Here is a 26,210-nt window from a genome sequence, read left to right as displayed (position 1 = left end):
GAAATCTCCTTGTGATAAAATTAGCCTTAAGATTAATAAAATTTCAAACCTTAATTTATAATTTTAAATGGTATATCAAAAATTAATCTTGCAGGTTCTCCTTTTTCAGTAAAAGCTGGAATTATTTTTTTGTTGTCTTTTTTCAATTTTAAAACATAATTCACAAAAGCCTCTTCTATAAGTAATTTTTCTGAATCATTCCCATTTATTTCTAAATCTTGAAATTCACCTTCTTTATTTATCTCAAATTTAACTTTTGCATTTACATTTATTTCATTAATTGTCAAACCATTATTTTTTAACACCTGTTCAACTTCAAGCAATAGCTGTTTATTAAAATCCTTACTAAAACAGTCTGCTAACTTCTTTACACCTTTCTTTTCAAATTTTTCACAACCAGGATAAATCATCATCCTAGCCTTCCCTTTTTCTTGAGCAAAGACAATTGAACTAAATAATAAAAAAGTAAATAGTAATTTCATTCATTTTAATTTTTTGTAATATAACAAAACCCATATCCATTATCAGAATTATAAGTAATATATATTAAAATACAATTTTAAATAGTAAATACTTATATTTATCAAAATCAATAGAACCTTCAAAATAAACTTAATATCATTAAAAATAAATATTTTAGCCAATTAAAATCATTTAAACGATTTAATTTTAAATCAAACCAATAGCAATCCAAAAAAGTTATTAACAATATTATTCACAAAAGAAATCTTTCTATACCTTTGCAGAAGAAATTTTATAAAACAAAATATAAATGTCACAAAACGGAATTCCATCGGTTAATTTAGCAGACTTTTTATCTGATGATCCAGCAAGAAAACAAAAATTTGTCAACGAAATTGGACAAGCATACGAAGAAATCGGATTCGTTGCTTTGAAAGGACATTTTTTATCTGACGAATTAGTTGAAAATTTATATAAAAGCGTTCGCGAATTTTACGCTTTACCTACAGAAACAAAACAAACTTATGTAGTAGAAGGAATTGGTGGTCAACGCGGTTATACAGCTTTCGGAAACGAACATGCTAAAGGTAGAACTGTTGGTGACTTGAAAGAATTTTGGCATTTTGGACAGTATTTAACTGAAGAAGATAAAGCGAAATACAACTATCCAGAAAATGTTGATGTAAACGAAGTTCCAGGTTTTAACACTTATGGTGAAGAAACATACAAACAATTAGAAAAAACTGGAGTTTACGTTTTACGTGCTTTGGCTTTATTCTTAGGTTTAGACGAGTTTTACTTTGATGATAAAGTAAAAAACGGAAACTCTATTTTGAGAGCAATTCACTATCCTCCTATCACAGAAGAGCCTAAAGATGCAGTTCGTGCTGGTGCTCACGGAGATATTAACTTGATTACATTGTTAATGGGAGCGCAAGGTCGTGGATTACAAGTGCAACGTCATGATGGAACTTGGGTTGATGCAATTGCTGCTGACGACGAATTGGTGATTAATGTTGGTGACATGTTATCTCGTCACACAAACAACAGATTAAAATCAACAATTCACCAAGTGGTTAATCCAGAGAAAGAATTATGGGGAACATCTCGTTTTTCTATTCCATTCTTTATGCATCCAATTTCTGAAATGGATTTATCTGTTTTAGAAGATTGTGTAACAGAAGAAAATCCAAAACAATTTGAAGATATTACAGCTGGAGATTTCTTGACTCAGCGTTTAAGAGAAATTGGTTTAATTAAATAAGCCATATTTAATCTATTATTTCATAAAAAAAGAGAGTTGATTTCGTCAACTCTCTTTTCGTTTACATGCCTCTTACGTACATGTTGTAGTTAAAAATATCCAAACACAACAAGGTGTATTTATAATCATTTTTATTGATATCCACTTCCAAAACTGGATCCGAATTATAAAATCTAATCTTTAGATTATCATTCTTATCCAACAATAAATAAATGGACGAAATCGTTGGACGAATATCATTCATCCAGTTTTTTAAAGATTCTTTTGAATCTTTAATCAACTCAAATTTTTGAAAATATTCGTGAAAAAAATTCTCTAAACGTTGCACTTGTGTCAAACGATCCAATTCACGATATAAATCGATAAAAACGCATAATTTTTCGCGCTTTGGACAAACACATGGATATGGATGTTCTCCATTATAAAGCCATCTTTGCCACTTTTTACACGACGTTTCTTCTATCGCTTTCTCAAATTCGTCTTCGTACTTTAAAAGCCACCAATTCATGCGGCAAATTCGTAAATTACCTTTTGATAACTGCAAAAGCTCGTCTATATAAGCGCTAACGTTTAACATCAATTAAAAATTTGAGTCTTGCTAATTTACAACTTTTCTGATTGAATTTTAATGTTTTAAGAATAATTTTTCAAATTTTAGAATCTTAAATTACTCATCAAATAAAACATTATAAAAGAACATTTTTTCCTTCATCGTTTTATTTTTCATTTGCACATTTCTAACTGGAATTAAGACGTTAAATTGAAATTTTCTGTCTTTTTCGAATTGATTAACAGCCGCATAATTAATCAGATTGTACCACGAATCAATTGGTACATAAATCCCATAAAAGTCTGGGTATAGCGCATCTGATTCATCTTTGTAAACATTGGTAATCGAATAATTATCAATCTCAAATTTCGAAACACATTTGTAGGTTGTTAACTTAGAACAAATTGAAGTGTCTTGTACATATTTTACCGAATCCAATTTCAGTCCAAATTCGTCCATTTTATAATCTTCAAACTTATTAATTGTAGGATCTACCACAATTTTTTTGTTCGGAAATTCCAAACTTTGTTTTTGGATATCTTGTAAAATAATATCGTATATTTTTGCTCGAATTTGATTTGGGTTAACATTTTACGCATCAACAAATAACACAATATGTAAGGAAAAAACCAATAAAAAAAGTCTCATTTTGGTGTTTTTGGTTTAAAATTTGTTTAAATTTATGAAGTATTTACGATTCAAAATCAAATTTAGTTGAAAAGATTTCAAATCTTATCATTTCATCATCTTTTCGTAAATAAATAGTTAAAAAGGTGTTAAAATACGTTTTAACGTAAATACATATTAACTATTATTGTTTATTTTTAATGAGTTAATATAAAGATTAATATCCGACAACAAACGATCGTTATAAATATTTTCTATCCATATTATAAATAAAATCTTTTACCATTTCTCCAAATAAGACATAAAAGTTAGACATTTGCAGTGTCAAATAATTTATTCATAGATAGTAAGACAAAGAGTAACAACGAGTATAACGAAATTGATTTATGAAGTTTGAAATTACTCGCACTCTTTTTACTTTTTAGAGTTTTTTATAGTAGTTTAGGTTGGTTAGTAATCCGTTCACTTTGAACGGATTATTTTTTTATAGCTTATTTATAAAATCTTTCAACAAATTATATACTTTTTCAGAGGAACTCAAATCCAAACTTTCAGCTGTATCATTGGGATCATGATAAAAACCTTTTCCTCCTAAAGTGTAAATAAAAAATGACGGAACACCTTTTAAATAAAACGGACAATGATCGGAATTACACGATTCTCCTCGAATTTTAACTTCTTTTAGGTATTTATTTGTTTGATTGAATTCAACTAATTTTTCAAATTGATTTTTAAAAACTTTACCATTCACAACTTGAATTCCTTGATCGCCCGCTCCCATAATATCTAAATTGACTAAAAATTTGATTTGATTCAATGGAAAAAGAGGATGATTAACATAATAATCTGCGCCTAAAATCCCCGCTTCTTCACCTGCAAAAGCCATAAAAACTGTTCTATAATTAGGCTGATGTTTTGAATAATACTTCATCAGCGCCATCATCATTGCAGTTCCGCTCGCATTATCACTCGCTCCAGGAAAAATAGTTTGTCCAACTTTCCCTAAATGATCATAATGAGCAGAAATCACAATTACGCTATCATTGTTCTTTCCGTCAATGTAACCAATTATATTATTTGCTTCGAATGAATTATTTAACTCTGAATCAATAGAATAATCGTTTATTTTTAAATTTTTAGAATAAAATTTATCCGAAATAATAAATTCTGAAATAGAAGATTGTCGTTGACTAAGACTTGAAGTCAATTTATCTGATGCAAATCTAAAAATCGCTCGATTTTTATTTTCATTTTTCTCATAAATATTCGCCCATTGTTTGTAATATTTCTGAATAGAATCTACAGAAGTCACTAAAGGCGGCAAAATAATATGTTTTCCTTTTTGCGATTCATCATCTTTCACAATAAAATCCCTCGTTTTATCTTTCGACTGAAAAGATTCCACATAGGCTTTTGTGTCAAAAATATAAAAAGGTGAATTGGTTTTCGAAATTGATTTAGAACTTGGCTTTACAATAAAATCAATTCCATATTTTAATTCTTTTCCATTAATTTTCAGTTTTGCATCTTTGATAATATTAATCGGAAAAGTAAATGTTTGATTATAACGATTAGAAAAAGACTTCAATCCATTTTTTTGAAATTCGTTTTGTAAATAAATTCCAGCATTTGTCATTCCATTTTCTACATAACCTCTGCCAGCAAACGAATTTGACGTAAGCGAATCTAAAATTGATTTAAAATATTTTTGATCAAAGGTTTGCGCATTTCCGATTGTAATTACAAAACACGAAATCAAACCAAATAATATCATTTTTATCTTCAGCATTTTAATCATTTTATTCTTCAAAAAATATTCTATTCTAAGATAATTATCATTTTAACAAAAAAAATCAATTATCTGTATTAAGTCAATAACAAATTTAAAAAATCTTTAAAAAGTAAATCAAATTAATACTACTATAAATTTTATATCTTGCATTATTAAGTTATCATAATAAAAACAACAAATCACAAATTAAATGAAAGAAGTCGTAATAGTTTCAGCTGTTCGTACAGCAATGGGATCTTTTTTGGGAAGTTTATCTAACGTTCCAGCTACAGATTTAGGCGCAACAGCTATTAAAGGAGCTTTAGATAAAATCAACTTAGATGGATCTTTGGTTGATGAAGTATATATGGGAAATGTATTGCAAGCTGGTGAAGGACAAGCACCTGCTAAGCAAGCAATGATAAAAGCAGGTTTACCAAATACAATTCCTGCAACAACGGTAAACAAAGTTTGTGCCTCTGGTATGAAAGCTGTAATGTTTGCTACACAAGCAATTCGTTTAGGTGACGCAGATGTTGTAGTTGCTGGAGGAATGGAAAACATGTCGATGGTTCCTTTCTATTCACCAAATGCAAGAACTGGAAATAAATACGGAAATACTGTTTTGTTAGATGGAATTGTGAACGATGGTTTACAAGATTACTACAGCAAAGAAATGATGGGACTTTTCGGAGATACTTGTGCAACTGAGTTCAATATTTCTCGTGAAGAGCAAGATGAGTTTGCAATTAATTCTTACAAAAAATCTGCTGCTGCTTGGGCTGCTGGAAAATTTGACAACGAAGTTGTTCCTGTAGAAATTCCTCAACGCAAAGGAGAACCAGTTATTTTTAAAGAAGACGAAGAATATAAAAATGTAAACTTTGATAAAGTTCCAGGTTTGCGCGCTGTTTTCTCTAAAGACGGAACTGTAACTGCTGCAAATGCTTCTACAATTAATGATGGAGCTTCTGCTTTAGTATTAATGTCTTTAGATAAAGCAAACGAATTAGGATTAAAACCTCTTGCAAAAGTTATTGCTTATGCTGATGCTTCTCAAGAACCTTCAAAATTTACAACTGCACCAGCTAAAGCGGTTGAAAAATTATTGAAAAAAGCAAATATGACAGCTGCTGATGTTGATTTCTGGGAATTTAACGAAGCGTTTTCAGTTGTTGGAATTGCAAATACTAAATTATTAAACCTTGATGCTTCTAAAGTCAATGTAAATGGTGGTGCGGTTTCTATTGGTCATCCACTTGGAAATTCTGGATCAAGAATTTTGGTTACATTATTAAATGTTTTAGAGCAAAACGGAGGAAAAATTGGTGGTGCAGCTATCTGTAATGGTGGCGGTGGAGCATCTGCAATGATTATCGAAAAAATCTAATTTTAGATCAAATACACGATGAAAGCGTCTAATCTGTAGACGCTTTTTTATCTTTTGAAATTAAAATACTTGTAAAAAATCTGAAAAACATTCGACATTTATTATAATTGGCTTAAAAACCTTTTCTATATTTGTTGGATTGAACAAACACTTTTGTATGGAATATTTAGAATTTGAACAACCTATCAAAGATTTAGAAGAACAGTTACAAAGCTGTCAAATCGTCGGCGAAGGAAGCGGTGTTAACATCAAACAGGCTTGCGTTGAAATTGAAATTGCAATTGAAAATAAAAAGAAGGAAATCTATGGTAATTTAACACCATGGCAACGTGTACAATTGTCTCGCCATCCTTCTCGCCCTTATACTTTAGACTACGCTTACGCGATCACAGATAACACGTTTATCGAAATTCACGGAGATAGAACTTTTGCTGATGATAAAGCAATGGTTGGTGGTATGGGAAAAATCAATGGTCAAACTTTTATGATTATTGGTCAACAAAAAGGGAAAAATACCAAAGAAAGACAATATCGTCGTTTCGGAATGTCTAATCCAGATGGTTACCGCAAAGCTTTACGATTAATGAAGTTAGCAGAAAAGTTTAATATTCCTGTCTTGACTTTAGTCGACACTCCTGGTGCATATCCTGGTTTAGAAGCTGAAGAAAGAGGTCAAGGTGAAGCTATCGCTAAAAACATCTACGAAATGTTGAAACTTACAGTTCCTATCATTACAATTGTAATTGGTGAAGGAGCTTCAGGTGGAGCATTAGGAATTGGAGTTGGAAACAAAGTTTTCATGTTAGAAAACACTTGGTATTCTGTAATTTCACCAGAAAACTGTTCTACTATTTTATGGAGAAGTTGGGATTACAAAGAGCAAGCTGCTTCGCAAATGAAATTAACTGGACCTGATATGTTAGAATTAGGATTAATTGAAGATATCATTCAAGAACCGCTTGGTGGAGCACACTACAAACCAGAAGTTGCGTACACAAACTTGAAAAATAAAGTTTTAGACACTTACAACGAATTGAAAAAACTTTCTCCAAAAGAATTACAACAACAACGTCAAGAACGTTACATCAAATTCGGAGAATTTTCAGGATAAAATATTGTTTTACAATAATACTTATTGTAGAATATACGATTTTAAAACGAGATATAAAATTAGTTATATCTCGTTTTTTTATTTAATTTTGGAACTCTTATGGAACAAGCAAATTATAATCCCGAAACACCAGCTAACAAGCACAATGTCATTGGTTTAGAGAAAGGTAAACTTCCTCCACAAGCTGTTGATTTAGAGCAAGCTGTACTTGGCGCGATGATGATTGATAAAAAAGGGTTAGACGAAGTCATTGACATTCTTACACCGCAAGTTTTTTATCGTCCAGAGCATCAGGCGATTTATGCTGTCATTCAAAAATTATTTAACGATTCAGAACCAATTGATTTATTAACGGTTTCGAATGAATTGAAAAGTGAAGGCAAATTAGATCGTGTAGGAGGTGATTATTATTTGATTCAATTGACGCAAAAAGTTTCTTCTTCTGCGCACGTGGAATATTATGCTCGTGTAATTCAAGAAAAATACATCCTTCGTCGTTTAATTGAGATTTCGAATCAAGTCATTGAAAAATCTTACGATGATACTGCCGATGTATTTGATTTATTGGATTATTCAGAATCGAAATTATTCGAAATTACAGAAGGTGGAATCAAGCGTAGTTATTCGGAAGCAAGAGATTTGGTAACCGAAGCGATTGATAAAATTAAAGCCCAATCTACCAAAGAAGGAATGTCTGGTTTATCTTCTGGATTTACAGAAATTGACAAAATTACTTCGGGTTGGCAAGAATCGGATTTGATTATTTTAGCCGCTCGTCCTGGTATGGGTAAAACTGCTTTTATCCTTTCGATGGCGAAAAATATGACGGTTGACAAAAATATTCCGGTTGCTGTTTTTTCATTAGAGATGTCTTCTGTTCAGTTGATTACGCGTATGATTTCGGGTGAAACTGGAATTTCGGGTGAAAAATTGCGTAAAGCAAAATTAGCCGATCACGAATGGAAACAATTATACACAAAAGTAAAAGGTCTTGAAAATGCGCCGCTTTACATTGACGATACGCCTGCCCTTTCGATTTTCGATTTAAGAGCAAAAGCACGTCGTTTAGTTTCTCAACATGGTGTAAAAATGATTTTGATTGACTATTTGCAGTTGATGACTGCTGGTGGTAAAGCAAATGGAAACCGTGAGCAAGAGATTTCGATGATTTCGCGTTCCTTAAAAGCAATTGCAAAAGAGTTAAGTATTCCTGTAATTGCACTTTCGCAGTTATCTCGTTCGGTAGAAACTCGCGGAGGAAGTAAACGTCCTTTACTTTCGGATTTACGTGAATCTGGAGCAATTGAGCAAGATGCCGATATCGTTTCTTTTATTTATCGTCCTGAATATTATAAATTAGAATATTGGGATGATGAAAGTGAACCTTGTGCTGGACAAGCCGAGTTTATCATTGCTAAACACCGTAATGGTGCGTTAGAAAATGTACGTTTACGATTCATTAATGAACAAGCTAAATTTACCGATTTAGAAACTTCATTTGGTGGAGATTTCGAAATTCAAAGTTCGATGAATGATGGTTCTCAAGAAATGGGAAGTGCCATGAATTTATCTGCTATTGATCCCTCTGATGCTTTTGGAGATTTCGGTGGGGAATTCACAAGTTCGATGAACAACGACGACGATAATTTACCGTTTTAGAAAATAATTTTCATTAATTAATATTATGTCAAGCTGAATTCATTTCAGCTTCTCATCATTATGTTTTTTTTATAACCAATAATTTAAAAGATACCTCGACAAGCTCGGTATGACAAATCGTTTTTGTTTTAAATTTATTTTACTAATTATTATATATGATAATGTGATTCTGAAACTAGTTCAGAATGACTTATCATCTTTCAAAGATGATTTAAGAAATCTAAATCCTTAAACATTTAGAAAATAGAAATTTCTGAATTCAGCAAACAATCATCTAGCTCAAATTAATATAAAAACTAAACAATCAACTACATTTAGTTTTATTCAACAAACTATCAGTTTTATTTATCCTAAAAATTTTGTTAGGAACGAGAATTGCTACAACTTTGTATACATTAAATAAAGAGTGAAATGGCAAGTTCAATCAGAACATTAAATCCTGCTACAGGTAAAATCGAAAAAGAATTTCAAGCCTACACAAGCGAAGAAATCAATCAATATATAGACGACGCAAACGAATTATATCAAACATGGCGATTCGAATCTTTCGAAGAAAGAAAAGCTGTAATGAAACGTGTTGCAAACGAAATGCGTAATCAAAAAACTCGATTAGCCGCTTTGATAACAACAGAAATGGGAAAACCATTGTATGAAAGTGAAATCGAGATTGATTATAGTGCCAATATCATCGAATATTATGCAGATAATGCAGAAGAATTCTTGGCAAATGTTCCTTTACAAACAGAAAAAGGTGATGCTTATGTGGTTTCAGAACCTATTGGTGTGTTGTTAGGTGTTATGCCTTGGAATTTCCCTTTTTCTCAAATTGCGCGTTTTGCTGGACCTCACATTATGGCTGGTAACACAGTTGTTTTGAAAACAGCTTCTAATATTCCGCAATGTGGAATCGCTTTCGAAGAAATGTTTACAGCTGCTGGCGCTCCAAAAGGTTTGTACAAAAACTTGTTGATGTCAGGAAAAGACACAGATGCAATTATCAATAATCCAAAAATTGTGGGTGTTTCTTTAACAGGTTCCGAAGCCGCTGGTGCAGAGGTTGCAAGTATCGCTGGTAAAAATGTAAAACCTTCGGTTTTAGAACTTGGTGGTTCTGATCCAATGATTGTTTTGAATGATGCAGATATCGAAAAAGTGATGAGCGGAACAATTAATGGTCGTTTACGTAATGCTGGACAAGCTTGTACTTCTTCGAAACGTATTATTGTACAAGAAGGTATTTACGATGAATATTTGAGCAAAATTACGGACTATGTAAACGGAATGAAAGTTGGTGATCCTACACAGACAGATACCAACATGGGACCTGTAAGTTCGGAAAGTGCATTAGAAAAATTATTGGATCAAATTAATGATTCAGCGAATAAAGGAGCAACAATTGTTTCGGGAGGAAAACGTATTGATCGTGATGGTTTCTTTTTGCAACCAACAATTTTGACAGATTTAAAACCTGGAATGAAGGCTTATGACGAAGAAGTTTTTGGACCTGTGGTTTGTATTTGGAAAGTGAAAGATATAGAAGAAGCAATCAAAATTGCGAATGATACACCTTACGGATTAGGTGCTTCTATTTACACAGAAGATGTTCCAAATGCGGAAAAAATCGCTCGTAGAATCGATTCGGGAATGGTTTACGTGAACAAACAAGTTTCTTCAAGCCCAGATTTACCTTTCGGAGGTGTAAAACATTCGGGTTACGGACGAGAGCTTTCTAAAGCTGGAATTATGGAGTTTATCAATAAAAAATTAATCATGATTGCGAAATAATTTTTCAATCATATCTAAAATAATACAAAAAATGCAACTTCATAAAAGTTGCATTTTTTTATTGAATAAATCCTTGTTTTTGTTCCATTTGGTCAATTTTGAAAAGAATTAAATCACGCATAATTTTTGCTCTATTTTTTGCTTCATTTGCTATTTCTCCTTCAAATTTTTCGTCAATTATTCCGTACCACAATTCAATCCAGCGCTCGAAATGCTGTGGTTTTAATTTTTCTTTCTGACTCAAAACCAAATGTGTTCGCATTGGCCAACCTTCAAAAGTTGCTTTTCCTAACAAAACAGTTTCCCAAAACTGAATCATATGTGGCAAATGTTCGTCCCAATTTACCTTCGCAACTTCCGAAAAAAAGTAACCAATGACATCATCTTTTTGCACTTTATCGTAAAACGTATTCACCAATAAAGCAACATCTTCTGAAGTTTCGATATCTTTTTTCATTAAAACAAATTTACAAAGAACTTAATTCAATTCATCAATGTTTTTAATCACGAAAAAATGCAGTAATTTTACGGTCTCATAAAAATGAATAGAATTGGATAGCAATAGACAACAAAAAGTAAGTAAATTATTTCAAGAAGAATTAGCAGAAGCTTTTAGAAAATGGGCTGTAAAGGAATTCCCTGGAAATTTGATTAGTGTTACAGAAGTAAAAGTAACACCAGATTTGAGCGTTTCTAAAATCTATGTAAGTATTTTTCCAAGTACTCAAAAAGACGAAATTTTCAAAGAAATTAGAGTTAACACACCATTATTTAGAGGGATTTTATCAAAAAGTGCTTCTAAACAAATGCGTATTACCCCAGAATTAATTTTCATTTTAGATAATTCGTTAGACGAAATGGATAAAATCGACAAAGCGCTAAGAGGAGAAGGAAATAATCCAATCTTATAATGAGAAACATTTCACTTTACATTGCGAAACGCTACATTTTTTCGAAAACGAATACAAACGCTGTAAACATTATTACATCGATTGCTGTTGGTGCTATTTTGGTTGCTACAGCGGCTTTGTTTATTATTTTATCCGTTTTTTCGGGCTTAGAAAAAATGAATTTAAAGTATTATAGCAATGTAAATCCTGAAATTAAAATTTCTCCTTCGAAAGGAAAAGTATTAGATAGTTTAACTTTTGTTGTGGATCAATTAAAGCAACAAAAAGACGTCAAAGCTTTTTCTAAAATCATCGAAGAAAAAGTCTACATCGATTACAAAGGAAAGCAAGATATTGCCTATTTGAAAGGTGTTGACGAAAATTTCACCAAAATTACACGTTTAGATACGGTAATTTATGGTGGACAATATTTAGACTTTAATCGCGATGATAATTTTATTGTTTCGAATGGAATTGCAGAGCGTTTGCAACTTTATATCGATCCGATAACGCCAGCAGATTTGATGATGCCAAAAGCTGGAACAGGTCTAATAAAACAAGAAAGCGATGCTTTTACACGCAAAGATGCGTACAGTGTTGGCGTGTTTATTTTGAACGAACAATACGACAAACACATATTTACAACTTTAGGTTTGGCGCAAGAATTATTGTTGTTAAACGAAAATCAATGTTATTCGATTGAGGTAAAAACGACTGGAAAAAAATCGTTTAACGAAGTAAAAATTCAACTTCAAAAAATATTAGGTTCTCATTATAAAATCGAAACCAGACAAGATTTAGATTCAGCTTTCTTAAAAGTAATGAATATGGAAAATTTAATCAGTTACTTGATTTTTACGTTAGTCATTATCATTGCATGTTTCAATTTGGCAGGAACAATTATTATCTTGATTTTGGATAAAAAGAAAGAAATTCAGACGATGTATAGTTTTGGATTATCACGAAAAAACATTCGTAATATTTTCTTTCAAACTGGTTTTATTATCACCCTTATCGCGATGACAACAGGTTTATTAATCGCCTCTGTTATTGGATTATTACAAATAGATTTTGGTTTGGTTATGGCTTCGCCAACTGTTCCATTTCCATTTATCTTTTCTGTCGAAAATTTTGTTGCAGTTATTGTAACTGTTTTAGGTTTGGGAAGCTTAGTTTCGTGGATCGTTTCCAGACAAGTGAAATAAAAAATATTAAGACATAAAAAAAGCTTGNNCAAGCTTTTTTTATGTCTTAATCCCACCTATTCCAACGAATGTAATTTGGTTTTGAAAAGTCAAAATCCATCATTTGAAAATCTCTATTATCCAATAAATTTGTCTTGATTAGATTATCGCCTTGTCCAGGAATTGATGGATAATACGACAATGAAAAACGAATATTGTTGAACACAAAATAATCATTTGTCAACATCACACCCAAACTAAAACGCGAATAAATTGGGTTATTATTCAGTATAAATTTTTTGTTATCTCCAATTGCCGCAACCATCGCATTGAAAAAAGGCGAAATACGAAATCCTAAAAACTCGTAAGGCGTATAGGATTGCAATTGATACTCGAACATTAATTTCTGTTGACCTGTTAAGCCTCTATCCGATTTGAAACCTGCCATTCCCAAATAATCATGTTCATGAAGCGAAAGTTGATCCGCAGGAGAATCTAAACGATCATGTCCCAAAAGATAATTAGTTTTCATGAAGTTTCTGAACTTCCATTTTCCCCAATTTATCAACTTTGCCATATATTGTAATTCTACAGACAGCGTTTTTTGTTCAAATTTTCCTTTATTAAAAAATCCTCCAAACTCAACTCCAAATCCCCAAAAACCGGTATTTAAAAAACCTCCAGCAGAAGCTTTTCCGCCAAGATAATAACGATCAGTTTGACGAATATTTTGAATTCCTCCTATAATGCCCAATGATTTCCCTATCGCAATATCTTCTTCAATATCATAATTGAAAATATATTTTGTTTTGATATATCGTTTTGAAGAAATTCCTATCCCTACTAAATAATTCGTTTGGTCAGAAAAAAAGTTCACAGGATCGTTTTCTGGAGTTGGTGTTTCGGTATAAGATCGATCATAAAATCGCCCTGAAACAATAAAATTGGTAATATTTTCTGAATGACCATCATCAATTCTAAACGCTCTTGCCAACCAATAATCTTGGTAATTATATTTGAAATGGTTATCAACCAAAATAGGTTTTTCGAAATCTAATGAATCTTTAAAATACACTTGTCCAACCGAAACTCCACCTGCATAATGTGCTAATGGCGAATAAAAAGGTCGTACAAAACTGATTGATTTTGTATAATGATTATCTTCATTTTTGAAATAACGTACATTCCCAATAATTCGAGTTTGGGCAATATTTGGAACCGTATAATTAAATTGATATAACGAATTTCCTGTTTTGTAATTGTGACGGTAACGATTATCAAACACATGTCCTAAACCTAAAAAATTTCGCTCTCTAATGCGAATTCCAGCTTTTGAACTCGAAACCGAACCTGTAATAAACATACTCCAAGAGTCAATTGAATTGACATATAAATCAACCGAATCATTCCCGACAGCTTCTTCCTTAATCTCTACTCGACGAATAGAACGATTGGTACGTATTAAACGCTCAGATTCAGCTGCTTTTACAGAATCATATTTATCTCCTAGTTTCAGCAACATATTTTGACGCAACACAAATTGCTTAGATTTCCCGTGTAGTGTATTTCCAGTTCTTTCAATCCATTTTGTCGGTTTTCTTGTCGTGTCCTGCAAAGAATATCCGAAAGGGTCTTGTGTTTTGTAGTAAATATTTCGAATAATTTTTCCTTGATATTTTCCATCACCTACATTATTATTGGGCTGAATAGGAAAACTCGTTGGTTTTTTCTTGAATAATAATTTTTGGTAAAACTTTCTAAACTTAGAATGATTTTTATTCTCAATTCTAACTGTATCAATTTTGACACTATCTTCTTGAGCATTAACAACTATGGATAAACTAAAAAATAGTAATCCAAAAAAAGTTAATAATATAGTTCTTTTTTTAAGCACACGTCAAGTTATAAAAGTCTAACCGCTTTTACAAATCTAGTTTTCCAATAATTTTCATCAAGGGAAGAAATGATGACACCTTTCGAAGTTGAAGAATGTACAAAACTGATTGATCCGTCATGATTAATACTTTCTACAATACCTACATGAGAGATTGAATTTCCTGAAGTATTAAAAAATATTAAATCACCTATTTTAACATTTTCGATTGTAATTTCTTTTCCATATTCAGCTTGATCACTCGAACGACGAGGCAATTCTAAATTCATTTCCTTGAAACTTACATAAACCAGTCCCGAACAATCGAAACCTGTTTTCGTAACTCCACCATATTTGTAAGGTGTTCCTAAGTAAGATTTTGCCGTTTTTAGAATTTTATTTATATCACGAGGCGCACTATCATCAGCATTTTTAGAACGAAAAACCTCTGTAGATTCGTTTTTTTTGGAAGAAGTATAAACTTTTTTAGAACCAGTTTTCTTATACGAAGTTACTTTACTACTTCCACAAGACGTCAAGAATAAACTTGCGATAATAATTGTTGTAAGGTATATATGCTTCTTCATTTTCGGTCCGGTTTTCTTCAACAAATTTTCAACGAATAAATTTACTAAATATTATCTTGCATCACCTCTGTTAACAATTGTTTGGCTCTTAAAAGGCGAACTTTAACATTTGGTAAGGTCAAATTGAGTTCTTCAGCAATCTCTTTGTATGTTTTATCTTCGATATAACGCAATTCTATAATTTTTTGATAAGGTTCTCTCAATTTTGCAATAGCTTTTATCAGCGTGTCATTATCTTGTTTTAAAATCAAATGTTCTTCTGGCGAAGGATGATCTTCTAAAATTTCTAAAAATTTTGTTTCATCATCAAGAGAAATATTCAGTTTTGGAGATCTTCTGATATGATCAATCATCGTATTATGTGCGATAGAAATTACCCAAGTCGTAAAGTCAAAATCTTCGTTATATAATTTCAATTTTGTAAAAACCTTCGTAAACGTTTCTATAGCGATATCTTCGGCTTCTTCTTCGTTTCTAATCTTAGAAAATACATAATGATAAACTTTGTTCCACAAAACCTCTATCACTGCGTTCTGAGCATTTCGTTTCCCTTTTTTAGCTTCTAAAATTATGTCCTCTAATGTCATTTACTAAATCAATTATGATAAATATAACAAAATATATAGTATAAAAAAAGCTTCAATAAAAATATTGAAGCTTAAAATCTGTAGACCCACAGGGATTCGAACCCCAACTAGCGGCACCAAAAACCGATGTGCTACCGTTACACCATGGGTCTGTCCATGATTATTATGTTAAAATTGAAAAGAAAAAATTGTAGACCCACAGGGATTCGAACCCCAACTAGCGGCACCAAAAACCGATGTGCTACCGTTACACCATGGGTCTGACTAAATTTTATTTCAATTTTTGCAACTTTTCTCTTAACTAGGTTAGATAAAAATGCCTCAACAATTGCTTATCGAGGCATAAGACTTTTGTAGACCCACAGGGATTCGAACCCCAACTAGCGGCACCAAAAACCGATGTGCTACCGTTACACCATGGGTCTATGTCTTAATTGCTGTGCAAATATAGAAAGGTTTTTTAATTCACCAAAACTAATTTTACAAGTTTTTAGCTAAAACAGACGTTTTATGTGATAAGCTATTGAAAATGAATTTTAAAAAATGATTAAATTTTTTACATTTTTTTTATCAAAGCTTCATACGGATGATTTCGTTCTTGAATTTACGTTTCAAATCTTGTCCACAATCAAAAATCATTTGCTCATTTGATGGAAATGGAGCTGGTCTTCTACCAATCATATTTATATAATCTCGATCCAAAGAACGTCGATCTCCTTTGTAAGTTCCGTAAGAATCTCTAAAAATAAACTGACTTGCTAAGTTTTTAGAATCAATGGCTTGTTCTTTTTGATTATCGATCAAATAATATCTCGCTGTAATTGCAGCTTCTTTGATACGTTGTACTTCTTCGAATCTACTTTTTACTGTAATATAACGATCTACCATCACGGGTTTTCCGTCTTTATCTTTTACCACTACTCCATTTTGCACCAATTCTTCTTTACCATCAACAATTTTTTTCTCAAAATTATGCACCTCAATTTTTTCTCGTTCAGGTGAAACATTTATCGTCTCAAAACTTAATTGAATTACATAATCATACGAGCTATTTAGTTTTCCTGTGTAAAATTCAGTCCAATTAGAATCCAATCCATATGAGTTAAAATCTAACAAATCTTTCTCTAGTAGTTTAGGAATAACAACTTCGGTGTTGTTTACCAATTGTACCAAAACTTTATACATTCCGTTTGTGCGAGCGGTATTCATCAAACTACGAGTATCTTTATAATTAGAATAAACACTTTCTAAAACTTGAAACTTTTGATAGGCCGTTTGCGCATTCAATTTTCCTCCTTGATTTAAAAAAGATTTTGCATCATCGTACAAAAATTGCGCATATTTTTCTTGAATCGTTTTATAAGCTGCTGAATAATCTTTGGTTTTGAAATTATAGGTTTTCCCGCTAATCGATCTTCCATCAATTCCAGCAATCGTTTTTTGTCTTTCTTGCAAACGATTAATAATTTGATACGCTTCCTGATATTTAGAAGGATTAGTCAACGTTTCAATTTGTTTTAATCTATTTTCATCTTCTTGCTGTCCTTTATGATAAGCTTCAAAAATTAATGGAACATATTTGATTCCATTTTTCTCCGATGGATTTTTGAAATAAGCTTGTGTAGATTGCTCAAAAGCTTGCTTAAAATTACCAGAAACTAATGCTGAATTCGCCGTTTTGTACGAATTGCAAGCTGTAAATAGTAAGATTGTAAGTGTTAAAGCAAGTAATTTTACTTTCATATGCGTCTAAATATGGTTTTTCCTAAGAAAAAGAAAATTGAGATAGTAATATTGTTGCTATAAATAAAGTTTTTTTCATAATAGTAAGTGTTTAATTTATTTCTAAGTTAATCTTTAAAATTATAAAAAAATAAATTTAACAATTTTGTCAAATTATTTGACGAATTCAATTGAATCTTCAGCAAGCCAATCAATACGAACGAGAGATTCTACTCTCACTCCCTGATCTATCAATCTCTCTCTTCCTTCTTGAAATGATTTTTCAATGATGAATCCCATTCCTACCAAATCAGAACCTGCTTGTTTTATTAAACTTTTAACACCTAAAGCTGCATTTCCATTCGCTAAAAAATCATCAATAAAAATAACATGATCATTTTCATTCAAAAATTGACTACTTACGCAAACATCGTACGTTCGGTCTTTCGTGAATGAATACACTTGCGACGCATAAAAATCTGCCATCGTTTTAGGTTTTGCTTTCTTCACAAAAACAACAGGCAAATTCAATTCTAATCCAACCATAATCGCTGGTGCAATGCCACTCGCTTCGATTGTAATGATTTTATTAATGTTTAAATCCGAAAATCGCTGGACAAATTCCAACGCAATTGCTTTCATCAGAACAGGATCCATTTGGTGGTTGATAAAACTATCAACTTTTAGAATTCCACCATCGAAACTTTTTCCATCCTTCAGAATTCTTTCTTTTAAAAGTTCCATTTAATATTTAGTTTTTTAAAGTTTACATAGAAAAAAAGCCAGCACATTGGCTGGCTTTGATATATTTTTTAGCTTATTCCCACTCGATTGTTGCTGGTGGTTTTGAGCTGATATCGTAGGCTACACGGTTAATTCCTTTTACCTCATTGATAATTCTATTCGAAACTAATTCTAAGAATTCGTAAGGTAATTTTGACCAAGTTGCTGTCATAAAATCAATCGTATTTGCAGAACGAACAACCGCCGTATATTCGTACGTACGCTCGTCTCCCATTACACCAACAGATTTTACAGGTAATAAAACCACGAAAGCCTGAGAAACTTCGTCGTATAAATTATGTGCATAAAGCTCGTCAATAAAAATTTGATCTGCTTCTTGTAAAATTCTAACTTTTTCTTCGTCTACTTCACCTAAAACACGAATTCCTAAACCTGGTCCTGGAAATGGATGACGGTAAACTAATTCGCGAGGAATACCTAATTCTACTCCAACTTTACGAACCTCATCTTTGAATAATTCGCGTAATGGTTCTAATAATTGAAGTTTCATATCTTCTGGTAATCCACCAACATTGTGATGCGATTTGATTGTTGCAGAAGGTCCTTTTACAGATTGCGATTCGATTACATCAGGATAAATAGTTCCTTGTGCTAAGAATGCTGCATCTTCAAATTTATTTGATTCTTCATCAAAAACAGCCACGAAATCTTTACCAATTGATTTACGTTTTGCTTCTGGTTCATCGATACCTTTCAAGTTTGTTAAGAAACGTTCTGAAGCATCTACCATTTTGATGTTCATGTTGAAGTGCTTTCCGTAATTTTCCATTACTTTTTTCCCTTCATCTTTTCTCAATAAACCAGTATCAACAAAAATACACGTTAATTGATCGCCAATTGCACGATGAATTAAAACCGCTGCAACAGAAGAATCAACACCTCCTGAAAGTCCTAAAATCACTTTTTTATCACCAACTACTTCTTTTATACGAGCAATTTCTGTTTCGATAAAATCTTTTAAAACCCAATTCTTTTCAGCCTGACAAATATTGAAAACAAAGTTTTCTAACATTGTTGAACCATATTCTGAATGTGTAACTTCTGGGTGAAATTGTACCGCAAAAATCTTTTTATCTTCGTTTGCGATTGCTGCAATATCTATATTTGATTTTCCTGAAATTGTAAATCCTATTGGCGCTGTCATCACTTCATCGAAGTGACTCATCCAAACTGTAGATTGTTCTGGAACTCCTGCGAATAAACTGTTTTGAGCTAAAACTGTTAATTCAGATTTTCCATATTCTCCTTTTTCACCATTTTTAACTTCTCCACCTAAAAGATGAGAAATTAATTGCATTCCGTAGCAAATACCTAAAATCGGGATTCCTAATTCGAATAATTCTTTTTCAACCAAAGCAGCCTCTTCTCCAAAAACTGAAGAAGGTCCTCCTGATAAAATAATTCCTTTTGGATTGTGTTTTTTGATTTCTTCGATCGAAGTGTTGTAGGGAATAATTTCTGTATAAACTCCAAATTCTCGAATTCGGCGCGCGATTAATTGATTGTATTGCGAGCCAAAATCTAAAATAATAATTCCTTGCGTCATTGTGTTTGTCTTTGTGCAAAATTAAGTGAAATTCGGCGCAATCACAATTTTATTCACGTCATTTTTCATTCTTTTAGGTAGATTTTTATAGTTTTCCAAGAACTTAATATTTTCATAACTTTAAAACCGATTAATCGAAATAATTTTACCTTGAAAAAACAATTCATCATGAAAAAAATTATATTTACTGCCTTAACAACCTTTATGCTTACAAACATGGCAAATGCTCAAAAAATTATTGCTCATCGTGGTTATTGGGACACCGAAAACAACGCAAAAAATTCGATTAAATCATTAAAATCTGCACAAGAAATTGGTGCTTATGGTTCTGAATTTGATGTATTAATTAGTGCTGATGATGTTTTGATGGTGAATCATGATGATCATTACCAAGGTCATACAATCGAAACTACAAATTCTTCTCTTTTAAAAACGTTGAAATTAGCTAACAACGAAAATATGCCAACTTTAGAAGAATATTTTGAACAAGGAAAAAAGAATAAGAATGTCAAATTAATTTTCGAATTAAAACCTCACTCATCAAAGGAAAATGAAGATCGTGCAGTAAAAAAAGCAATTGAAATCATCAAAAAACATAAAGTAGAAAAACAAGTTGAAATCATTTCATTTAGTAAAAATATTTGTGATGAATTCAAGAAATTAGCACCTAAATTTCACGTTTCTTATTTAGCTGGAGATTTGTCTCCTCAAGAAGTAAAAGCGAGAAATTGGAATGGAATTGATTATCATTATAGCGTTTTTCAGAAAAATCCTACTTGGGTGAAAGAAGCGAAAGATTTGGGCTTATTGGTTAATGTTTGGACAGTTAACGACCCAAAAGTGATGCAAGAAATGATTGATATGAAAGCTGATTATATTACAACTGATAAACCTTTGATTTTAAAAGAAATTTTGACTAAATAAATTAGTATATTTAGCGGAATAAGAAATCATTTTATGTCTCAACTTAACTCATTCGAAATCTATTCATTTACAACATTAAACCAAATTCATAAAGACTATATTTTTAAAATTTGGAACAACGAATATCCTATTAATTTGGCTTTTGAGAGTTTACAGGACACCGAAAATTATTTGAATAGTTTGATTGAAGCGAAACATTTTTTTGCTGTTGATGAAAACAATCAAATGCAAGCTTGGGCGGTAATTTTTGAAAGAGATTATGAGAAATGGTTTGCAATAATTGTGGATAGCGAATTGCATCAAATTGGTTTGGGACGTAAAATTCTTAATCGATTAAAAACATTTTCGACAGAACTAAACGGTTGGGTAATCGACCATGAAAAAGATACAAAAGCGAATGGAGAGCCTTATCGTTCTCCGTTGGCTTTTTATATGAAAAATGATTTCAATTTACTTCCTGAAATTCGTTTGGAATTAGAGAAAATTTCTGCGGTTAAAATTAATTGGAGAGAGTAATAAAACAAAAAAGAGAAGCTTATTAACTTCTCTTTTCTATTTTATTCTCCTAAAACCTTTTCCAAATCAGTGCTTCCTTGTATATTTCGCATTTGTCGCTCTATATGACTAGCGCGTCTACTGATAAAAGACGAAGGCGGATTCACATTATATTTTCGTGGCAATGGCAAAGCTGCTGCAATTCGAGCCGCTTCATTTTTGGTTAAATCTTTAGCTGGTTTATTAAAATAATATTCTGAAGCTGCTTCAACTCCAAAAACACCAATTCCCATTTCTGAAGTGTTCAAATACATTTCTAAAATACGTTGTTTGCCCCAAATTTTTTCGATCATAAACGTAAAATAAACTTCCAATCCTTTTCTCAACCAAGAACGACCTTGCCACAAAAACACATTTTTCGCTACTTGTTGAGAAATCGTAGAACCTCCACGAAGTTTTTTCCCTTCTTTATTTTTTTCGATCGCTTCTTGTATTCCATCCATATCAAATCCATTGTGTACAGGAAACTTTTGATCTTCGGAACCAATTACAGCCAATTTTATATTTCGTCCCATTTCTTCATAGGAAATATAATCGCGCTTAAATTTTCCTTGTTCAAAACCTTGCTGAACTTGCGTAATCGTGAACGGCGGATTAATCCACTTTAACACAACAATGTATACAAGATGAGCTACAAAAAGATAAATTACAACCTTACGAATAAATTTAAACATTTTATTTCTTTAAATTATGAAAGCAAAGTTATACGATTTATTGAATTTTGAAAATAAAACTACTACCTAATTCTATCTTCTTCTTCATTTACTTTATTCTCTTTCGAGATGGTTTTATTTAATCGGCCAAAATTATATTTAACACTAACTGATAGTTCTTGATAATCGACTAAAAATAGATTTTTAGAACTTATTTTATCATAATTCAGTGTTTCGCTAAATTTCATTTGTTTGAATAAATCATTGAAACGAATAGAAAAATCAAAGTTTTTGTATGATTTTGTCAATCCAAGATTAACGATAACTTGAGAATTTCGATCATAAATTCCTTCAGTTCGTTTGCTTAACCAATATCCATCAACCATAAAGTTGAAATCTTTTCCCAATTTGAAATTGTGATTAGAGTATAAATAGATATACGGAATCGATTTTTTTAACACAGCTTTTTCATCAATTATTTTACTATGAATCATAGCTAAACTAATTTGTGTTGACCAAAATTTATATTCGAATGGAACATCCAAAGCAACAGAAATGTTTTTTTCTTTTTCGAAATTAATCGTTGTAAATGTTGAAATATTTCTCACATCATTATAAATTAATGTATAATTCATCGGATTTTTACTTTGATAATACGTCACATTCATGTTCCATTTTTTTAATGAATAATTCGCTGAAAATGTGTCGGTGTAAGTAGGTAAAATATTAAAATTTCCACTGTATTCGATATAAGGACTTCCGTACAAATTCCCAGAAGAAAGATTGCTGTAATTCGGTCTATCAATTGTACGTTTATAGTAAATTGTTAACGCATTTTTATTATCAAAAGTGTAATTAATTTCTGCATTCGGAAACCAATCGATGTATTTTTTATCAATATCCGAAAGTTGTTTTATTTCATCAAAACCTTTAGAATTAGTCGTTTCTGTTCTTAATCCAGCTTTATAATTCCATTTTTCATAATTTTTAGTGTATTGCAAATAGGCGGAAAGATTCAGTTCTTTGAAATTATAAAGAAATTCTTCTGATGATTGTTGAGGAAAAAATGTTTCATTATTCGTCTCAGATTTTGCATGCGTAAAACGTCCTCCAAATTCAATTTTTTGATCAGATTCAAACTTTTTCTCTACATCAAATTTTCCTGCAAAAACCTTAAGACGATATTTTTGATAGCGCGATTGATTGTATTTGATATTATTCTCATTAATCTTATTGTAAAAATAATATATTGTTCCTGTGTTATAAATCGTGTATTGTAAACCTGTTAAAATACTTGCATCGATTGACTTAATATTTTTATTGTAATTCACCAAAGTATTCACAAAATTTCGATGATTTTCATTATCATTTAACGTTAAAATAGATTGATTTTCATTGTTTTCGGTATATTCTGTTTTGGTATCAAGCAAACCTTTATCTTTTCTAAAATTTGAATTAATAGCAAACGAAAAATAATCTCCAGATTCATTTAATTCCTGAAAAAAGCTTGTGTTTACAATAAAATGTGGACGTTTAGTTTGCGATTTTATGAAATAATTGGACTGAATATTTTTGTCTTTTATGCGATAATCGAATCCATTTCCTTCCCACGGATTTAGTTGATTATAAGATGCGTTCAGTTTAAATTCGCTTTTATTTTTACGAATTTGAAAAGTCGAATTGAAATAATTATTAAACTTTCTTTTGAAAGATAATGTTTCTTGCAAAGTCAATTTTAAACCTTCTTTTTTACTTTTCTTTAGATTAATTTTTACGATAGATTTTCCATTTGCTTCATATTTAGCAGAAGGGTTTTTGATGATTTCAATCGATTTTATATCCTCAATTGCTAAACTTGAAATGGTAGAAAAATCAACTTGTTGATCGTCCAAATACAACAAAGGATTTCCTTTTCCAATAATTGTCAATGTTTCTTGATCTGCGCCCAACATGACGCTTGGTAATTTTGAAAATAATTCTTTGGTTGTAGCAAGTTTATTAAAATTTGAATTAGCGACATCAATAGCATAATTGCCATTTTCTATTTTGAAAGTTTCCTTTTTTCCATTGATTACAACTTCATTAATTTGTACAGTTTCATCAATATTTAAGTGAAATGTTTTATTTTCGTTCAAATAAAAAGGTTCTTCATCTTGAATTTTATTGTCATAAATAACTGAAATTGAATATGTTTTTGGATCTAAATTTTCAAAGTTAAATTTAGAGTTTTCAGTTTCAATTGTTTGAATAACGTTTTGAAATTCATCGTATAAAATAACTTTTGCGTGAATTGTTTTTGATTTATTTTCTGATGAAATATTTCCTGTAATCGAATATTTTTCTTGTGCAAAAGCAAAAGAACTAATCAAAATGAGAATTAATTGTAAAAATTTCATAATATAATTGTGTTGATTATTGTTTTACTTACATTTAGAGGAAGTAAAATTTTTGTTTGAACAATTTTAATTTATATTTTTAAATGTTTTTTATCAACTTGGTGTCAAATGATAATTGTTTACAATGTTATTCAAATTAAAGAAATACAATATGTTACGTTTTATAATTTCAGAAAATAGGTTTCTTAAATTTATCACAGTTATTCTATTCATATTCAGTTCAATAAATATGTTTGGAAAAACACAAAATGATAAAGCTGAATTTTTGCGTCAAAAAAATAATGATTTGGTTGAAGAAAATCTTCGAATTATTGATTCTACGATTTCAACAGCTTATCGATTGAATGATAAAGTTGTGTTGAGTGAAGCTTATATCGAAAAAGGAAATTATTTTTTGGAGCAGCGTAATTACAATAATGCTTTGAAAAATTTTACTATTTCAAAGGAATTATCAACTGAAATAAAAGATGATTTTACATTTTATTCTTCGCTTGTTGGAATTGCTAAAACAAAGGAAAACTTACATGAAACAAAGGAATCTATAGTCTTGTACGAAACTTCTTTACCTTATTTCGAAAAGCATAAAGAGCAACCAAAATCGTTCAGCATTTATCTCTCAATTCTTGGGAAATTGTCTTATTTATATAGCAAAACAAATCATCTGAACAAAAGTGATTATTACAATAAAATTGAATTATCTGAAACGGTTGATACAGCAAATTATCAATATGCATTGAAGAATAAGGGAATTATTGATTTCTACAAAAAAGATTATAATTCAGCATTTAATACATTGAAAAAAGCGCAACAAACTTTCTGGAAGCAAAATGATATTAAATGGTATGTGATTTCGGAGCAATTTTTAGGTGAAATTTTATATCAACAAAAGCGAAATAAAGAAGCAATTCAATATTTTGAAAATGTTGTAGAATTCTCAAAACAATATAAAATTCTTGATGAAGAATTGCGACTTTCTTATGAAAGAGTGGTTGAATATAATGAGAAGTATGGAAATAATCGAGATAAATTATTATCTGTTAATAATTTATTGTCTTTTGATAGTTTATTTTATGTGGCTGATCATACTGTTTTGAAACCAAATCTTGAGAAATATGAAAATACATTCTTGAAAACTGAAAGAAATTTATTGAAAGAAAAGAATCAAAACTTTAAAAGAACTTCATTTCTTGGTTTAGTTGCAATTCTAATTTTTGGTGGAATTGTTTTTTATAAAATGAATCAAAAACATCAAAAAAAGAAGAATTATTTACAAAAATGTCTTGATGAAATAACAATACTTGAGTTAGATATTAAGGAAGAAAATCAATTAGAAAAAACAAAATTCGAAGTTGAAATTGATGAAGATTTCGAACAAAGTTTGCAATTGTTTGAAGAACAAAAGATGTTTCTAAATCCAAAATTTTCGTTGAATGATTTGGTTCTAGAATTGAACGCCAATCGAACAATTGTGTCAAATTATATTAATCGTTCGAGATCGAAAAATTTTAACCAATATATCAACGAATTAAGAATTAATCATCTTTTGAAACGATTTGCAGATGAACCAAATCTCAAAAAATATACAATTGATGCTTTAGCAGAAGAAACAGGTTTTAACTCGAGAAAGACTTTTTCGGATGCATTCTTGGAACATACAGGTTTTAGACCTTCAAATTATATCAAGTTTTTATAATAAACATGAAGTAAGTAAGAACATTACTCAAAACTATACATTCTCGTACGTCATATCCTCGTAGACTTTAAATATAATTATTTTAGTTTTGATTTTAGTATTTCATAAGGAGTTTTACCTTTAAATGAACCATGTGGTCTATTGAAATTATAAAGATTTTCCCATTGTTCTAATTTT

23 protein-coding genes and 3 tRNA genes are annotated in these 26,210 nt (G+C 30.9%); 10 read left to right on the top strand and 16 right to left on the bottom strand.

Annotated features, from left to right (window positions below):
* Positions 1-50: 50 nt before the first annotated feature.
* The gene (locus tag B3J26_RS09735; protein ID WP_291074332.1) at positions 51-482 is read right to left on the bottom strand and encodes a hypothetical protein; all 432 of its coding nucleotides are present in this window, start codon (positions 480-482) and stop codon (positions 51-53) included.
* Positions 483-772: 290 nt separating this feature from the next.
* Here B3J26_RS09735 and B3J26_RS09730 point away from each other — a divergent pair, with 290 nt between their 5' ends.
* The gene (locus B3J26_RS09730; protein WP_291074330.1) at positions 773-1,726 is read left to right on the top strand and encodes an isopenicillin N synthase family dioxygenase; all 954 of its coding nucleotides are present in this window, start codon (positions 773-775) and stop codon (positions 1,724-1,726) included.
* Between the two features lie 61 nt (positions 1,727-1,787).
* On the opposite strand, the gene B3J26_RS09725 is transcribed toward B3J26_RS09730, so the two are convergent.
* The 3 genes from B3J26_RS09725 to B3J26_RS09715 all read right to left on the bottom strand — a co-directional run bounded on the left by B3J26_RS09725 (position 1,788) and on the right by B3J26_RS09715 (position 4,692).
* Entirely contained in the window at positions 1,788-2,303 is a 516-nt protein-coding gene (locus tag B3J26_RS09725) for a hypothetical protein (protein ID WP_291074328.1), read from the bottom strand.
* A gap of 90 nt (positions 2,304-2,393) precedes the next feature.
* Positions 2,394-2,798, bottom strand: a complete 405-nt coding sequence (locus B3J26_RS09720; protein WP_291074326.1) for a hypothetical protein — start codon at positions 2,796-2,798, stop codon at positions 2,394-2,396.
* Positions 2,799-3,387: 589 nt separating this feature from the next.
* On the bottom strand, positions 3,388-4,692 hold the full coding sequence (locus tag B3J26_RS09715) for a M28 family metallopeptidase (RefSeq protein WP_291074324.1): 1,305 nt from the start codon (positions 4,690-4,692) through the stop codon (positions 3,388-3,390).
* A 193-nt stretch (positions 4,693-4,885) separates the two neighbouring features.
* Between B3J26_RS09715 and B3J26_RS09710 the strand changes: the two genes are divergently transcribed.
* The 4 genes from B3J26_RS09710 (at position 4,886) to B3J26_RS09695 (ending at position 10,619) form a co-directional block, all read left to right on the top strand.
* Positions 4,886-6,064 (top strand): thiolase family protein, encoded by a 1,179-nt coding sequence (locus B3J26_RS09710; RefSeq protein ID WP_115001279.1) that lies wholly within the window; start codon positions 4,886-4,888, stop codon positions 6,062-6,064.
* A gap of 157 nt (positions 6,065-6,221) precedes the next feature.
* Positions 6,222-7,175, top strand: coding sequence for an acetyl-CoA carboxylase carboxyltransferase subunit alpha (locus B3J26_RS09705; protein WP_038334644.1), 954 nt, complete (start codon positions 6,222-6,224; stop codon positions 7,173-7,175).
* 99 nt (positions 7,176-7,274) lie between these two features.
* Positions 7,275-8,834: a replicative DNA helicase gene (gene dnaB, locus B3J26_RS09700; protein WP_291074322.1), complete on the top strand. Its 1,560-nt coding sequence runs from the start codon at positions 7,275-7,277 to the stop codon at positions 8,832-8,834.
* Between the two features lie 411 nt (positions 8,835-9,245).
* Positions 9,246-10,619: an NAD-dependent succinate-semialdehyde dehydrogenase gene (locus tag B3J26_RS09695; protein WP_038334641.1), complete on the top strand. Its 1,374-nt coding sequence runs from the start codon at positions 9,246-9,248 to the stop codon at positions 10,617-10,619.
* Positions 10,620-10,677: 58 nt separating this feature from the next.
* On the opposite strand, the gene B3J26_RS09690 is transcribed toward B3J26_RS09695, so the two are convergent.
* On the bottom strand, positions 10,678-11,076 hold the full coding sequence (locus B3J26_RS09690; protein WP_038334639.1) for a group III truncated hemoglobin: 399 nt from the start codon (positions 11,074-11,076) through the stop codon (positions 10,678-10,680).
* Between the two features lie 94 nt (positions 11,077-11,170).
* Here B3J26_RS09690 and rbfA point away from each other — a divergent pair, with 94 nt between their 5' ends.
* On the top strand, positions 11,171-11,530 hold the full coding sequence (rbfA, locus tag B3J26_RS09685) for a 30S ribosome-binding factor RbfA (RefSeq protein ID WP_038334637.1): 360 nt from the start codon (positions 11,171-11,173) through the stop codon (positions 11,528-11,530).
* Complete coding sequence (locus B3J26_RS09680; RefSeq protein WP_221855976.1) at positions 11,530-12,714, top strand: ABC transporter permease; 1,185 nt, start codon at positions 11,530-11,532, stop codon at positions 12,712-12,714. Before rbfA ends, B3J26_RS09680 begins: the two co-directional genes overlap by 1 nt.
* 46 nt (positions 12,715-12,760) lie before the next feature.
* Here B3J26_RS09680 and B3J26_RS09675 read toward each other — a convergent pair whose 3' ends face one another.
* From B3J26_RS09675 to guaA, 9 genes are all read right to left on the bottom strand, one after another.
* Complete coding sequence (locus B3J26_RS09675; protein WP_286495803.1) at positions 12,761-14,587, bottom strand: hypothetical protein; 1,827 nt, start codon at positions 14,585-14,587, stop codon at positions 12,761-12,763.
* An 8-nt stretch (positions 14,588-14,595) separates the two neighbouring features.
* Positions 14,596-15,153 (bottom strand): C40 family peptidase, encoded by a 558-nt coding sequence (locus B3J26_RS09670; RefSeq protein ID WP_038334631.1) that lies wholly within the window; start codon positions 15,151-15,153, stop codon positions 14,596-14,598.
* A gap of 44 nt (positions 15,154-15,197) precedes the next feature.
* Positions 15,198-15,740, bottom strand: a complete 543-nt coding sequence (locus B3J26_RS09665; RefSeq protein ID WP_291061890.1) for an RNA polymerase sigma factor — start codon at positions 15,738-15,740, stop codon at positions 15,198-15,200.
* 81 nt (positions 15,741-15,821) lie between these two features.
* Positions 15,822-15,892, bottom strand: a tRNA-Gln gene (locus tag B3J26_RS09660).
* A gap of 39 nt (positions 15,893-15,931) precedes the next feature.
* Positions 15,932-16,002: transfer RNA gene (locus tag B3J26_RS09655), tRNA-Gln, on the bottom strand.
* A gap of 92 nt (positions 16,003-16,094) precedes the next feature.
* Positions 16,095-16,165, bottom strand: a tRNA-Gln gene (locus B3J26_RS09650).
* A 145-nt stretch (positions 16,166-16,310) separates the two neighbouring features.
* Positions 16,311-17,483 carry a hypothetical protein gene (locus tag B3J26_RS09645; protein ID WP_115001283.1) on the bottom strand — a complete coding sequence of 391 codons (1,173 nt, stop codon included), beginning with the start codon at positions 17,481-17,483 and terminating at the stop codon, positions 16,311-16,313.
* A gap of 153 nt (positions 17,484-17,636) precedes the next feature.
* Positions 17,637-18,206, bottom strand: a complete 570-nt coding sequence (gene xpt / locus B3J26_RS09640) for a xanthine phosphoribosyltransferase (RefSeq protein WP_115001284.1) — start codon at positions 18,204-18,206, stop codon at positions 17,637-17,639.
* 73 nt (positions 18,207-18,279) lie between these two features.
* Positions 18,280-19,812: a glutamine-hydrolyzing GMP synthase gene (guaA, locus tag B3J26_RS09635; RefSeq protein WP_115001285.1), complete on the bottom strand. Its 1,533-nt coding sequence runs from the start codon at positions 19,810-19,812 to the stop codon at positions 18,280-18,282.
* Between the two features lie 168 nt (positions 19,813-19,980).
* Here guaA and B3J26_RS09630 point away from each other — a divergent pair, with 168 nt between their 5' ends.
* Together B3J26_RS09630 and B3J26_RS09625 are read left to right on the top strand one after the other, a co-directional pair.
* A complete protein-coding gene (locus tag B3J26_RS09630) occupies positions 19,981-20,736 on the top strand; it encodes a glycerophosphodiester phosphodiesterase (RefSeq protein ID WP_291074318.1) in 756 nt (251 codons plus the stop codon).
* A 33-nt stretch (positions 20,737-20,769) separates the two neighbouring features.
* The gene (locus tag B3J26_RS09625; RefSeq protein ID WP_286501758.1) at positions 20,770-21,252 is read left to right on the top strand and encodes an N-acetyltransferase; all 483 of its coding nucleotides are present in this window, start codon (positions 20,770-20,772) and stop codon (positions 21,250-21,252) included.
* A 41-nt stretch (positions 21,253-21,293) separates the two neighbouring features.
* On the opposite strand, the gene mtgA is transcribed toward B3J26_RS09625, so the two are convergent.
* Positions 21,294-21,965, bottom strand: a complete 672-nt coding sequence (gene mtgA, locus B3J26_RS09620) for a monofunctional biosynthetic peptidoglycan transglycosylase (RefSeq protein ID WP_291049037.1) — start codon at positions 21,963-21,965, stop codon at positions 21,294-21,296.
* A gap of 62 nt (positions 21,966-22,027) precedes the next feature.
* Positions 22,028-24,340, bottom strand: a complete 2,313-nt coding sequence (locus B3J26_RS09615; protein ID WP_291074316.1) for an outer membrane beta-barrel family protein — start codon at positions 24,338-24,340, stop codon at positions 22,028-22,030.
* Between the two features lie 229 nt (positions 24,341-24,569).
* Here B3J26_RS09615 and B3J26_RS09610 point away from each other — a divergent pair, with 229 nt between their 5' ends.
* Positions 24,570-26,033, top strand: a complete 1,464-nt coding sequence (locus B3J26_RS09610) for a helix-turn-helix domain-containing protein (protein ID WP_291074315.1) — start codon at positions 24,570-24,572, stop codon at positions 26,031-26,033.
* The last annotated feature ends 177 nt before the right edge of the window (positions 26,034-26,210 follow it).

Source organism: Empedobacter sp. UBA5987, from assembly GCF_002429865.1.
Classification (GTDB): Bacteria; Bacteroidota; Bacteroidia; order Flavobacteriales; family Weeksellaceae; genus Empedobacter; species Empedobacter falsenii_B.
This window is presented reverse-complemented; position numbering and strand designations above follow the sequence as displayed.